12 protein-coding genes are annotated in these 13,461 nt (G+C 34.5%); 11 read left to right on the top strand and 1 reads right to left on the bottom strand.

What is annotated here, in order from left to right:
- Positions 1 to 145 precede the first annotated feature (145 nt).
- From MOJ78_RS18020 to MOJ78_RS17975, 10 genes are all read left to right on the top strand, one after another.
- Positions 146 to 643 carry an LURP-one-related/scramblase family protein gene (locus MOJ78_RS18020; RefSeq protein ID WP_304978707.1) on the top strand — a complete coding sequence of 166 codons (498 nt, stop codon included), beginning with the start codon at positions 146 to 148 and terminating at the stop codon, positions 641 to 643.
- 757 nt (positions 644 to 1,400) lie between these two features.
- On the top strand, positions 1,401 to 3,131 hold the full coding sequence (gene abc-f / locus MOJ78_RS18015) for a ribosomal protection-like ABC-F family protein (protein ID WP_304978706.1): 1,731 nt from the start codon (positions 1,401 to 1,403) through the stop codon (positions 3,129 to 3,131).
- Positions 3,132 to 3,398: 267 nt separating this feature from the next.
- Entirely contained in the window at positions 3,399 to 3,614 is a 216-nt protein-coding gene (locus MOJ78_RS18010) for a helix-turn-helix transcriptional regulator (RefSeq protein ID WP_304978705.1), read from the top strand.
- Positions 3,607 to 3,981, top strand: a complete 375-nt coding sequence (locus tag MOJ78_RS18005) for a hypothetical protein (RefSeq protein ID WP_304978704.1) — start codon at positions 3,607 to 3,609, stop codon at positions 3,979 to 3,981. Before MOJ78_RS18010 ends, MOJ78_RS18005 begins: the two co-directional genes overlap by 8 nt.
- Before the next feature lie 393 nt (positions 3,982 to 4,374).
- Positions 4,375 to 4,803, top strand: a complete 429-nt coding sequence (locus MOJ78_RS18000) for a hypothetical protein (RefSeq protein ID WP_304978703.1) — start codon at positions 4,375 to 4,377, stop codon at positions 4,801 to 4,803.
- A gap of 505 nt (positions 4,804 to 5,308) precedes the next feature.
- Positions 5,309 to 5,533, top strand: coding sequence for a hypothetical protein (locus MOJ78_RS17995; RefSeq protein ID WP_304978702.1), 225 nt, complete (start codon positions 5,309 to 5,311; stop codon positions 5,531 to 5,533).
- A gap of 114 nt (positions 5,534 to 5,647) precedes the next feature.
- A complete protein-coding gene (locus MOJ78_RS17990) occupies positions 5,648 to 5,998 on the top strand; it encodes a VOC family protein (protein ID WP_304978701.1) in 351 nt (116 codons plus the stop codon).
- 422 nt (positions 5,999 to 6,420) lie between these two features.
- Complete coding sequence (gene ppsA, locus MOJ78_RS17985; RefSeq protein ID WP_304978700.1) at positions 6,421 to 9,021, top strand: phosphoenolpyruvate synthase; 2,601 nt, start codon at positions 6,421 to 6,423, stop codon at positions 9,019 to 9,021.
- Between the two features lie 270 nt (positions 9,022 to 9,291).
- Positions 9,292 to 9,606 carry a hypothetical protein gene (locus MOJ78_RS17980; RefSeq protein ID WP_304978699.1) on the top strand — a complete coding sequence of 105 codons (315 nt, stop codon included), beginning with the start codon at positions 9,292 to 9,294 and terminating at the stop codon, positions 9,604 to 9,606.
- An 84-nt stretch (positions 9,607 to 9,690) separates the two neighbouring features.
- Complete coding sequence (locus MOJ78_RS17975) at positions 9,691 to 10,548, top strand: alpha/beta fold hydrolase (protein ID WP_304978698.1); 858 nt, start codon at positions 9,691 to 9,693, stop codon at positions 10,546 to 10,548.
- 525 nt (positions 10,549 to 11,073) lie between these two features.
- Here MOJ78_RS17975 and MOJ78_RS17970 read toward each other — a convergent pair.
- Entirely contained in the window at positions 11,074 to 12,114 is a 1,041-nt protein-coding gene (locus MOJ78_RS17970) for a DUF3231 family protein (protein ID WP_304978697.1), read from the bottom strand.
- Between the two features lie 246 nt (positions 12,115 to 12,360).
- Between MOJ78_RS17970 and MOJ78_RS17965 the strand changes: the two genes are divergently transcribed.
- Positions 12,361 to 12,867: a CBO0543 family protein gene (locus tag MOJ78_RS17965; protein ID WP_304978696.1), complete on the top strand. Its 507-nt coding sequence runs from the start codon at positions 12,361 to 12,363 to the stop codon at positions 12,865 to 12,867.
- Positions 12,868 to 13,461: the final 594 nt, after the last annotated feature.

Genomic DNA, 13,461 nt, shown 5'->3' with positions numbered 1-13,461 from the left:
TAAATTAGTTAAGGATAAATAGTGGTGAACCGAAAAGAACGCGCTTTTGAGTGGAGCTATTATTTGGAATTTAATGCAGAAGTTTGGAACCAATGCCCATTTCAAACGTAAGTAATGTAAAAGACTTAAGGTTGGAGGCAAAAGTATGAGGCAGCTTTATATAAAGCAGAAGGTATTCAGTCTTAGCGGGAAATTCACAGTTAAGGATCAGCAGGAGAAGGATATATATTACGTGGAGGGAAGTTTTATGCAAGTTCCAAAGACTTTCTCCATTATGAATACAGCAAGAGATGAAGTAGCACTCATTACGAAAAAGGTGTTCAGCTTTTTACCAAAGTTTTTGGTTGAGGTGAATGGTCGAGAGGTATTAACAATAAAGAAGGAATTTTCCTTCTTAAAAGCACGATATACAATTGATGCGGAAGGCATTGAAGTATATGGTAATTGGTGGGATATGGACTTTCAAGTTTTACAGCATGGTAAAACCGTAGGTAAAGTGGGCAAGGAGTGGTTCACTTGGGGCGATAGCTACGAGGTTCAAATAATAGATGAAGAGATGGAAACCATTATTACTGCACTCGTTGTTGCAATTGATTGTGTGAAGGCTGATCAAGCAGCTGCTTCTTCAGCAGCGTCGATTTAAAGTAGAAGTGTGAAATTAAAAGGCTGACAGTTTTAAAAAAATCACTGCTTGAATAGGTGCGGTGAACCGTATCATAAATAAATGACAATGCTATTTGGTACCAAGGTTTTATATTCGTTCTTCAGTAATCGGACGCAATTCAGAAGTATTGGAATGTGTTCGTTATTCAAGAATAGGGGGCGCTTGCTGAATAAAAGTAGTAGTTAAACATACATCTTTATAAAGTAAATAAAGTTGTACAAAACTAATGGTTTGTTACAGATATTTTTAATGGAAAATATAAGCAAGAATTGCTGGCAAAATGGTCTATTCTAAATCAGAAATAAGTTTTGTTACATGGATCTTAACTGATCTTCATATCGAATTTAACTTTTGTATGTGTTTATAGAACTATTGAAGGATACTGGTTGACAGTACTCTCCTTGATAAATATACTGAATATGTAAGAAAAATATGGAAGGAATGGTACTAAGCGGATGTGGAATTAATCTTATTTAAAAGGTATAAAACTCATATTTTCTTAAAAATGAGAACCTGGAGAAATAGGATTAGTCTGTCCATTTAAGCTATCATTTCAATATGTAACGTTACAAATAATAGTAGACGTAAATTCTGTATTTGTGTCGAAATCTTTATTTGTTTAAGCGATTGCATTTATTTTGATATTGGATTAGATATAAGCCTCTCCAGGATTCTTGGAGAGGCTTATTATGTTCTATAAACCTCTTAATAAAAAATAATTAAAGAGGTGAACTGCATGACTCTTGTATTACAAGGTAAAGGACTGCAGAAAAGTTTTGGAGAACGGAAAATTCTAAGCGAAGTTAGCTTTGACATACGTAAAGGTGAAAAGATTGGTCTCGTCGGTTGGAATGGTGCTGGGAAATCCACATTTGTAAAGATTCTTATGAATATGATTGAGTCTGACAAAGGTTCTGTCACAATGTGGCCATCTTATTTGAAAATTGGTTATTTACCTCAATCAACTGATAACACACTATCGATTGAATCTGAATTGATCGATAACGGTAAGGAATTAATGGAAAAAAGCAGGCAGCTTGGTTTTCCGAAAAATCGATTGGACAAAGATGACTTGCAACATTTAAGCGGTGGAGAAAAGCTTAAATTGTCTTTAGCAAAGATTTGGGAAAATTCCCCAGAGTTTTTGATCTTAGATGAACCAACAAACCATTTGGATATGCAAGGGGTTAACTGGTTGATTGAAGAAGTAAGAAATTATTCAGGTGCCGCCATCATTATTTCACATGATCGATATTTTTTAGACGAAACAGTGTCAAAAATATTTGAACTTGAAGCAGGAAAATTAATGTTATATGAAGGGGATTATTCGTCCTATAGTAACGAAAAACAGAGAAGATATGAGCAAGATAAGCGGGATTATGAAAAACAACAACGTAAAGTAGAGATGATTGAAAGGCAAATCAGTACCTTAAAAGACTGGTCAGCTAAGGCGCATCGTCAAGCAGGAAAAGGGGGATCAAATGCTGAAAATCGTCAGTTGGGATTGCGGGAATTCGAACGAGCGAAGGCAAAGAAAAAAGATAATCAGATAAAATCAAAACTGAAACGCTTAAATCTAGAGTTATCAAAGCATAAAGTGACAAAGCCAAATGAAGAGAAATCTGTTTCTTTTCACTTTAATTCAGCTCATAAACGAGGTAAGAGGATTCTCGAAGCAAAAGGAATTAAAAAACAATTTGGTGATCACGTACTGTTTGATAAAAGCCACTTTTATGTAAAGCATGGTGATAGGATTGGATTTCTTGGATCAAATGGAGCCGGGAAAACAACGTTTATCAAAATCCTGCTGGAGCAAGAAACCCTGACGAAAGGTTCGCTTTGGATAAGTGAATCTACAAAAGTAGCCTACCTATCGCAGGATGTAGATGACCTCCCAATCGGAAAAACACCATTAGAATACCTTGACCTTAATAATCGACAACAGGAAACGAAAGCCAGAACTCTTTTTTCAAATATGGCTATTCAGCAAAAAGTTCTTGAAAAACCGATTTCTCAATTGAGTCTTGGCGAACGAACACGAATTAAACTTATTCATATGATTCTGATGGAATATGACCTTTTAATTTTAGATGAACCAACGAATCATTTAGATTTGCCAAGCAGGGAAGAGCTAGAAAGAACTTTAAGTACTTATACGGGTACACTTTTGATCGTATCACATGACAGGTACTTGATTGAAAAACTGTGTACGAAATTATTAGTAATTGAAAATGGTAAAATTAATCAAGTTGAAATGGGAGTTAAAGAGTATGAGGAACGCAAAAAGAACAAGTATACACGAAAAGAACAAGATGTAAGAGAAGAATTAGCACTCATTGAAACTAAAATCACAGAACTTCTAGGAAAAATCAGTTACATGTCTGCAGGTACTGAAGAATATGACAGAATTGACAAAGAACTAGTGAAATGTATGGATATAAAGAGAAAATTGAACAATCTATTATGACTTTTAAAAAATCGACAGGGAATTGTCAGGTTGATTCCCTGTTGCATCTAATACTTATCCGGTTAATAAATGCATTTGTAATCTTAAGCAAACGGGAGCTATTATCCAAGAAGGATTAAGCCTCTTTTCGCTTAATATCTAACTATTGAGAGTTTTTTATGGGAAAAAATTTAATGCAGAAAAATGTAAAGTTTTATTTACATTTTTCTGCTTTTTATTTTATACTTATATGTAAAGAATTATTTACATCTTGGGGGAATCTTTATAATGCCAGTTGAAAACCGATTAAAAGAAGTAAGAAGGAATCATAAAGTTACCCAGTTGAAAATGGCAGAAGATTTACAGATAACACGTCAAACAATTATTGCAATTGAGAACAATAAATATAATCCCAGTTTAGAGTTGGCGTTAAAAATAAGTGCCTATTTCAAGATGTCAGTTGAGGCACTGTTTACATTAAAGGGGGAAAAGGGCAATGAATAAGAGAATTATGTTTGCAGCAGCAGGTGGATTGTTTGGAGTTTTAATACCCCTGTTAATTTCAGGCGATACCAATTATCTGCCTACTATCTTAGGTGGCGTATTTGGCATAGGAGTGGTATTTTTGACATTTAAGTTGTTTAACAAGCCTAAAGATAATAATATACCTGAACGTGATGAACGTATAGATTCAATGGTAAGAAGATTCTTGAGTTATGTGGCAATAGTAACAATTGGAGTTATGTATATATGCGTTTTTACTTTTGACTATTTAGGTTTTGAAAGTATTGATTTGATCTATATGTATGAATTTCTGCTACTTTTAACAATTATAGTTTTAGCAGGTATAACAATCATAAGGAAAAAATAGAATCTTTGTTCGTGCCTCTTCAACGAAACGAGGCTCTAACAGAAGTAATTTCAATAATACATATATCATTTTAAATATGTAAGTAAACTAAAAGGATTCGATATTAATGGGGGTATAAAGTCAGTGGAATTTTTTAGTGTTCTTTTCATTATATTGATGATTTTTACAATTAGGTGGATTCGTCTTATAAAGATAAATTCTGATAAGCAAATAGAACAAAACCAAGAAATTATTAGCTTATTGAAAGTTCTTAATGAAGACGAGGATAAGCGAGAATAAAACGGCACCTTGTTAAAGAAAAGGGAGCGAGAACTGAAGATCGATTCAGTTTCCAGTTTTTTTAAAGAACTGTGGTAAGTAGGACATAATGAGTAAGTTTAAGGGGGGAATTAGATGTCAAAACAAAAAAAAGAGGTTCTTTGGCTTTTATACTATCTTGTCTTGGTTATAGGATTGTTGGAAATATACACATATTTAATTGTGTTGAAAGTCGATGGGGCTAACAACTTTAACTCAAGACCATATTTTTTCTATTCATTGATAACTGCATTAGGGTTTGGTTTTTACTTAGGTATTCCTCATCTGATAAAACAATACCAGAAAAAAGGAAAATGGAGAGTAAGCATTTACAAGTTATTGGTGGTCTGTATACCAATGTTAATTCTTTTAATCGGATCAATTGGATATTACATTAACATCGCAATTTATGATTTGGTAAAGCCATTGCCCGATTTATTCGTTAACGATCGTTATAAGTTTGGAATGGTTGTAACAACAGTTTTGGGCTTTAATTTAGTCAGGAGTATTCAAAAGAATGGTTAAGTGTTTTACAACAAAAGCGGGCAATAATCCAATAAGGATAACGCGTCTATTCGTTTAACTAACTATTGGATATTCACGGAAATAAGACAAAATAACCAAATTTACACTACAAAATAAACCTACTTTTAAAGGAGAGGGTGGAATGGATTCATTTAAAAAGAAAACGAAGGTGCAAAAGATATATAGAAAAGAAATAAAAGAGCAAAAGAAAACAATGAATCCACTATTATCTTAATTATCCTTATTTCTATTTACGTTGTTCTAACAGTAGTTACTGTGTGGTATTAATCTCCTTGTATTTTACTCAATTAAAGGAGGCTTTTCTGTAACTAGGAAAGTGCCTTTCCTTATGTAAATAACAAAGCTGACTTGTAAGGATTATGGAAATTTGAAACCATTAATATTAAGGAAAGTCCAATTTTAACAAAAAATTCATTTTGGAGAACCTACTCTAAAGTTCACACAATATAGAAGCACTTATAGATTTGTGAGAGGAGAGAAAGTAATGAATGATACAGTAAAGTCACTAAATGAGGTAAGAGATATCCTACAAAGTTCTATCGGGGATATTCATTCATCAAATATCCAAATACGTAATAGTATAGATAGACTGTCAGAGGACATTGAAAACCTAGCAGGTTCTATACTAATAACAAATGTTATTTTAGGTATAATAGCAATAACTTTTATAATTTATGTATATCTTCAATTCAAAAAATCATCTACATAGAGTTATTAAACAAACGGGGGCTTTTCTGTAGCAAGGAATGGCTTTCTTTATGTAAAAGGCCATATTATGGAGTAACGAAAAAATTAAGCTTCAAAATATCTTGGAGGTGTAAAAATGAAGGTCAAGCGAATTGTTGCCAATATTGAGACGCAGGACATTTCTAAAGCAAAGCACTTCTACGAGGAAATACTAGGACTTGATCAATTAATGGATCTTGGATTTATTGCAACCTACGTTTCACATGAGAATATGGCCACTCAAATCAGTTTCCTTTCAGAGGGAGGATCCGGAACACCAGTACCTGATTTGTCAATTGAAGTTGATGATCTCGACGCTGCGCTCACTCGCATAAAAGAAGCTGGAGTTCCAATTGAGTATGGACCAACTAAGGAACCATGGGAAGTTCGGCGTTTTTACGTTAGGGATCCGTTCGGGAAACTCATCAATATTTTAACTCATCTATAAATGAATCCGTTTATAGGCACACTTAAAAGTCTTATTCAATTGGGCACAATTCTTTAACAAGAGTTGTGCTTTTTCTTTATGTAAAGGGCCATGTAGAAACAGAAAATCGAAGGAATTAGAGGGGCAAATTAATACAAAGATTTTTTTTATTTTCATTTTCGAACTTTGATTATAAAGAGAGGCAACACTATTTATGCGAGGGGATGTACCAGGTTATCAGGTTACTGTATGGTATGATCTAGCTATTTTTTTAAAATTGAACTCTAACTCTTTCTAATTTAATTATAGCATATAAAAAATGGTAAATATAGACTATTTATTCTCATTTGCTACTGCTAAAATACAATAGAACTTTAATAAGATTTGTTGAGAGGGATAAATGTATCAAAGAAACCAAATGTAATGATTAGGAGAGATGCAGAATGAGTTCTTTGGTTCTCGGTTTTCAGGAAATGGCAAAAACACAGCTTTTGCTCGTTGGAGGAAAAGGGTTAAAATTAGGGGAATTATCAAAAATTCAAGGAATACAAGTACCAGAAGGTTTTTGTGTTACAACAGTGGGATATCAAAAAGCCATCGAACAAAACAAAACATTTCAAGCATTGTTGGATCAACTAACACTGCTAAAAGTAGAGGATCGAGATCAAATTGGTGAAATCAGCAGGAAAATTCGACAAATCATTATGGAAATAGAAATTCCTTCCGATGTTGTGAAAGCAGTTGCTCACTATCTCTCCAAGTTTGGCGATAAACATGCTTATGCAGTGCGTTCCAGTGCGACTGCAGAAGACTTACCACATGCTTCTTTTGCCGGTCAGCAAGACACCTATTTAAATATCATTGGAAACGAAGCCATTTTGCGGCACATCAGCAAATGTTGGGCTTCCCTATTTACGGATCGTGCAGTAATCTACCGTATGCAAAACGGATTTGACCACAGCCAAGTGCATTTATCCGTTATCGTTCAAAGGATGGTTTTCCCACAGGCTTCAGGGGTTTTATTTACCGCTGATCCCATTACTTCAAACCGAAAGCTGCTATCAATCGATGCCAGTTTTGGACTTGGAGAAGCACTGGTCTCTGGCTTAGTGTCTGCGGACAATTATAAAGTGCGGGAGGGTAGGATTGTGGAGAAGACGATTTCTACCAAAAAGTTGGCTATATATGAACGAAAAGAAGGCGGAACAGAGACGAAGCAGATCGATCCTGATCAGCAAAAGACTCAAACACTTACTGAACAACAAATTTTACAACTGGCATGCATCGGAAGACAGATCGAAGCTTATTTTGGTTGCCCACAAGATATCGAATGGTGTTTGGTTGATGAGACATTTTATATTGTCCAGAGTCGGCCAATCACTACTTTATACCCCATCCCTGAAGCAAATGATCAGGAAAATCACGTTTATGTATCTGTCGGTCACCAACAAATGATGACCGACCCAATAAAACCATTGGGATTGTCTTTTTTCCTGTTAACGACTCCTGCACCCATGCGTAAAGCTGGCGGAAGGTTGTTTGTTGATATCACACATAATCTGGCCTCACCTGTTAGCAGAGAAATTTTATTAGATGCCCTGGGACATTCCGATCCTCTCATAAAAGACGCACTTATGACCATAATAGAGCGAGGAGATTTTATAAAATCGTTACCAAATGATAAAAAAGAACAGAGTCCCGGTAAAAGCAATACTGATATGCTGGCAGAAATCGAAAACGATCCGACAATCGTTTCTGATTTGATTAAGCGTAATCAAACATCGATAGAAGAGTTAAAGCATAACATCCAAACGAAATCAGGACCGGATTTATTTGATTTTATTCTAGAAGATATTCAGCATTTAAAGAAGATTTTATTTGATCCACAAAACATGGGTGTGATTACAGCTGCTATGGATGCTTCATCATGGATCAATGAAAAAATGAACAAGTGGTTGGGTGAAAAAAACGCAGCAGACACGCTATCTCAATCTGTACCAAACAATATTACTTCGGAAATGGGTTTGGCACTATTAGATGTCGCCGATGTGATTCGTCCTTATCCCGAAGTAATTGATTATTTACAAAATGTAAAAGATGACAACTTTCTAGATGAACTGGTAAAGTTCGAAGGTGGAAATGAAGCTCAAGCCGCTATCTATGAATTTCTCAACAAATATGGCATGCGGTGTACTGGTGAAATTGATATTACCAAACCTCGTTGGAATGAGAAACCAACTGCACTTGTCCCCATGATTATCAGTAACATCAAAAATTTTGAGCCTGGTACTAGTAATCGGAAATTTGAGCAAGGGCGACAGGAGGCTTTGAAAAAGGAACAAGAGTTATTAGATCGATTGAAGCAATTACCGGATGGTGAACAAAAAGCCAAAAAGACAAAACGTATGATCAGTCTAATAAGGAATTTCATCGGTTATCGTGAATATCCAAAATACGGCATGATTAATCGCTACTTTGTTTATAAACAGGCTTTACTGAAAGAAGCCGAACAACTCGTACAAGCCAACGTTATTCATGAAAAAGAAGATATATACTATCTTAATTTTGATGAACTTCTTGAAGTCGTACGCACAAATAAATTGGAATACCAGATCATCAGCAAACGGAAAGAAGAATACAAACTATATGAAAATCTAACTCCCCCACGTGTTATCACGTCTGATGGTGAAATCATTGTAGGTAAATACAAACGAGAAAATCTCCCAGCTGAAGCTATTGTAGGTCTACCGGTTTCTTCCGGAGTTAGTGAGGGCAGAGCACGTGTCATCTTAAATATGGAAGATGCAAAACTAGAAGATGGAGATATACTTGTCACCTCCTTTACTGACCCTAGCTGGACACCATTGTTTGTATCTATAAAAGGCCTGGTCACCGAAGTTGGTGGACTGATGACCCATGGAGCAGTTATCGCACGTGAATATGGCTTACCAGCAGTTGTCGGGGTGGGAAATGCTACCAAACTGATAAAAGACGGGCAACGAATTCGCGTGCATGGAACAGAAGGGTATATCGAAATATTGTAATTGCTGAGTACTATACATTATTAAGGATTTTATATTGAAATTCTTATCTTTTGTTATAATATAATCATTTTTATGTTTAAGGCTTTTTGTTCAACTAACGGTGCTTTACTTCAATAAGATTTAATTAGTGATCTTTAACAATCGGGTGCTTTTCTGTAAGAAGGAAAGCGTCTTCTTTTAAAAATATAGGATTGTGATAAGTCAAAAATTTTGAAATAATTGGTATTAAGCAATCGGGCATAATTTTCTTATCTTTAGAGGGGGGTGAAAATGCTAAGGTATTCGAGTTTATTTATTGTCTTTATTTTATTATTGATTACATCTTGTGGGGGGCCTTTTAATTCAACCACTTCAATGTTGATTGTAATAGAAAAAGGTCATTCCAAAGACTACGAAGAATACTGGATAAAAGCATACGATCCGAACAATCAAACAAAAGCAGAAGCTTTTAAGATTGTTGTTAAACAAGAGATGGTTTGGAATTTAATTGAGGAAAATAAAGAGTATTTTACTTCTTATGCAAAAGAAGGAGATAACCCCTGGTTTTTAGAACAAATTGAACATAAGGAAGTTAATAATAAATGAAAGCTTGAAACAATTCTTTTTTAGCGATAGGGGTTGGCTCCACAAAAATGGCTCAGACATTAATTAGATTTAAGGAGGAATAATTTGAAGGAATTCAGGAAAATAGTAGATAACTATACTTTTCATGGGTATGAAAGTGGGGATGGAAATCTTCCTTCAATTGTTTGTCTTCATGGAATGACAGGTGACTCTAAAAGCTTTCTTGGACTTAACGAATACCTAAAAAATAATTTTCATCTTATTTTTTTAGATCTTCCAGGTCATGGAGAGACAAGTTCACTGAAACTCGAAGAAGATTATAAGTTTTCTTCTCTCGTAAAACGAATTTACTCAGTTATTCAAAAGGTTACAAATGAACCTTTTTATATTTTAGGACATTCCTGGGGAGCAGACCTTTCTTTAAACTTCGCGGTTACCTATCCAGATAAAATAAAAGGTGTGATTTTAATAGACGGAGGTTATGTATTTCCTGAACATGTTGTTGATATGGCAGAAGAAAGAGCACTATCAGACTGGATAGAATATATTAAATCAAGCACATATAAATCATGGGATCAAGTAATTAATACATATCAGGAGTACACAACAAAACAATGGGATGCACAACTGAATTCAATTATTAGCTCTAATTTTAAGAAGAATGGTAGTAATTATGTATTAAGTGCTGATCGTTTAAGTCTATTAGCAACAATTAAAGCATTCTATCACGAACCATGCTCAGCAACTTATAATCATATTAAGTGTCCTGTATTATTATTCCATTCCACAATTCCAGATATAGATCCTTCTCGAAACAGAGGAATTAAGAAAATTAAAGAGAGTATAAAAAATGTACAGGTGATAGGTATAGCAAACACTAAACATAATATTCATTGGGATAATCCTGAAAGGGTAGCTAGTGAAATTCTAACATGGAGCCAAGATGAGTACTCATTCAATTAAACTTATTCCGTTTTTATTCAAGAAAAGGGGCGCGAATTTTGAGTAAGGATCTGCGCTCTTTTTGAGTGTTTTGGGCCATTTCTGAAGTAACACTTCAGACAGCTAATGAAAAGTGGTCTAATTTTTACAAAATTTGAACGAAAGGTATGATGTCTTATGGCATATAAGCGAAACCACGTTGACAGAGAAGGTTATGTAATTAGAAAAAAATCTATGTTATGGAGAATGAAAATGATTTTAAAGTGGTAGCAAGTTTAGCTTGGGATATCATTTTAAGGTATGTTGTACTTTGCTTGAGATGTTACGTTAACGTAATACACACAGACGTTTTAAAGCATAGCAGAATATGTAGATTATCAAAAGTTCTTCTAATATATAATGAATCAAAACCCTTTTACATATTTTGCTTGAGGAACTGTCCAAACCCCGGTAAAGTTTAAAACTCCAAAGAAGTATTTCAGCTTTCATCAGATTTTTTCATTCACCTCTAACTTTTACATTTAATCTATTGAAGAACTGTTTAAATTATTGTTTTTTTCCCAATTCTTCTCTGTCATCAGCTAATGGGGGTTGTTCAGCCCATTTTTTTTCAATCATAATATTAAGCCCATCTTCCATATATTTTGCCATTTCACCCATAAGTCTTGTGAAATGGGTTACTAAGTCAGCCCGTTGGGCGGTACCGATGGCTGAGCCATACATACCGATAGTGGTAGAGCCAAGAAGTGATTTATGATACATCATAAGTCGGTCAGAAAAAGGTGCAATAGTTGAGTTCGTAATTTCAGCTTCTTCTGATTTCGGATGTGGTAAATTATTTTGGGACAATATCGATTCATAAACTTCAATATGCTTTGAGTATATTTCTGCACCACGCCACAAATATTCTTTAACCTCTTGTGATTTTGCAACTTGAGCGAACGCCATTGTTAACGACTTGCTTAACTGGATTTTTTTTAAATCCCAGAATACATTACTTATTTCAATGCAATTTAACGGTCTTTTTCCTCCTAAGATACCTGCCATGAATTTCTGCTGTTCAATAAATTCAAACTTGTTTGAAGGGTTGATAAAAGGTGGTCTGGATACAATACCCTTCTCCAATAGCAAATCTAATGATTTATTGAATAGATCCATTGTTTCATTTTGACATTGTACGAAGTAATCCCTTACATCCCGACGCATATTTGTAGTTAAAGCAGCAGCGTATCCTGCTAAACCATTTACACACATGATATAGGTATATGTTAAGCATAATTCGTCTGAAAACAAACGTGGGGCCGTCCTATCTACATCATTATAGGTAAATCCGTGGGGAACGGGAAACCCTTCCTGAGTAAAATAATCCTTAAGTTTTGTAATGTGGTTTTCCGCCAAACTTAAAGAATATTCCAGAATGGGACGGATGGACACGTCTTCAACAATTTTAAGCATATATTTGTATACGCATATCGCCATCGTATCATTCTGGTACTGGGACCAAATGTTGGCGATTTCAGGAGCTGTAAGCCTTACGTTATGTGGTGTTTCCTGACCGTTCTGATTGTTGCAATCATTAAAATCCATAGTCTTTTATTTCCTCCTTGATATAGCTTTATTTATTTTGTGTTAAAATTAAATATTTATAAGAACAGCTGAAGTAAAAATTCTCCTGTTTTTGCGATGGGTATAAAAGCCTTAAAGGATAATCCATTGTTTCTCCTTTTTTGTTTTCTTCATACTGGTTTTGTTGATTACTTTAGTTACCAAAACCCAATAAATAATGATAAATAGGGGAAACTTTTTATAAAAGTCCTTGAAAGGATAATGAGTATGCACGTTGCTATTACAGTTTTAACGATTATGGCTTCTTTTAAGTGGGGGAATTGGAGAAATTGGCGGGAATACCATGCTAGTATGTTTTTTATTGCTACAGGTGGTTTGCTTTATGAATTTATAGTAAAAGACAATACTTTATGGAAGTTCCATGCTGATTTTTTATACGGACATGATATGACAATTATTGTATATGCTCTTATTACGATGCCTGTTAGTATTTTTCTTTTTCTCTCCCATTTTCCAGAAAAATGGTTTCATCGAATGCTTTACATATTGCTTTGGTCTGTTATTTACATCACCATTGAGTGGTTTTTGCATATGTTTGGGAGAATTTCATATCAGAATGGCTGGGAATTTTGGTGTTCATTTCTATTTGACATCGTTATGTTTTCAGTTATTGCATTGCATCAGTATAAGCCTTTCACAGCCTATATCTTATCCATTTTTATAATAATTTTCTTGATATTAAACTTCGATATTCCTTTTAAGTTTGCTAATTAACAGGAACTTAAAACGGATCCAATTTTCTGATTACGTTAAAAGGAGCAAAGTATCCGTTTCGTAACCATTTAAAAGCTGTTCAAAACCAGCCTCCAATGGTATCAGATAGAAATGAATTAGCAAGAAAAGAACAATAAACAATAAATAAATTTTTAAGGAAAAGGAGTAGATCATCTATTCTTTTTGTAGTGTGCCCGGCATGGGGGCAGGCTTTTAGGGGAAGCCCCGAGCATTGCAGGCAGTAGTAGCTGTAGTTTAATACAAAGTGGAAGCATTTTAATGGTACAAGCTATCTTAATCTACTTGTTCATAGCATGGGGTATATCAATTGTAATTATAATATCTTTGTACAAGTATTTTTGATGTAAAAATTAGTGATATGAAATAGGACCTAGTGTAAAGTTTCTTAAATACTTTGGTAGATGTAGGAGGTGTCCACAGTGATTTTGTTTTTTAAATCGTCAAGATTATAAGTATTTTAGTGAGAACATAACCCCGTTTCCTCCCTCAAATAATCCCGTTGTTACATCAGGCATGCGAACCTATTGACAATTATCCAGTTGACAACTCAGTCTGTCCTATACGAAAACTTTA

It is taken from the genome of Alkalihalobacillus sp. AL-G (assembly GCF_030643805.1).
GTDB lineage: Bacteria > Bacillota > Bacilli > Bacillales > Fictibacillaceae > Pseudalkalibacillus.
Note: the sequence above shows the minus strand (reverse complement) of the source record. Positions and strands in the feature narration are given on the sequence as shown.

What these genes read in the sequence shown, in the direction of transcription:
- MOJ78_RS18020 (WP_304978707.1), top strand. Translation starts at nt 146, where the DNA reads ATGAGGCAGCTTTATATAAAGCAGAAGGTATTCAGTCTTAGCGGGAAA.
- abc-f (WP_304978706.1), top strand. Translation starts at nt 1,401, where the DNA reads ATGACTCTTGTATTACAAGGTAAAGGACTGCAGAAAAGTTTTGGAGAA.
- MOJ78_RS18010 (WP_304978705.1), top strand. Translation starts at nt 3,399, where the DNA reads ATGCCAGTTGAAAACCGATTAAAAGAAGTAAGAAGGAATCATAAAGTT.
- MOJ78_RS18005 (WP_304978704.1), top strand. Translation starts at nt 3,607, where the DNA reads ATGAATAAGAGAATTATGTTTGCAGCAGCAGGTGGATTGTTTGGAGTT.
- MOJ78_RS18000 (WP_304978703.1), top strand. Translation starts at nt 4,375, where the DNA reads ATGTCAAAACAAAAAAAAGAGGTTCTTTGGCTTTTATACTATCTTGTC.
- MOJ78_RS17995 (WP_304978702.1), top strand. Translation starts at nt 5,309, where the DNA reads ATGAATGATACAGTAAAGTCACTAAATGAGGTAAGAGATATCCTACAA.
- MOJ78_RS17990 (WP_304978701.1), top strand. Translation starts at nt 5,648, where the DNA reads ATGAAGGTCAAGCGAATTGTTGCCAATATTGAGACGCAGGACATTTCT.
- ppsA (WP_304978700.1), top strand. Translation starts at nt 6,421, where the DNA reads ATGAGTTCTTTGGTTCTCGGTTTTCAGGAAATGGCAAAAACACAGCTT.
- MOJ78_RS17980 (WP_304978699.1), top strand. Translation starts at nt 9,292, where the DNA reads ATGCTAAGGTATTCGAGTTTATTTATTGTCTTTATTTTATTATTGATT.
- MOJ78_RS17970 (WP_304978697.1), bottom strand. Translation starts at nt 12,114, where the DNA reads ATGGATTTTAATGATTGCAACAATCAGAACGGTCAGGAAACACCACAT.
- MOJ78_RS17965 (WP_304978696.1), top strand. Translation starts at nt 12,361, where the DNA reads ATGCACGTTGCTATTACAGTTTTAACGATTATGGCTTCTTTTAAGTGG.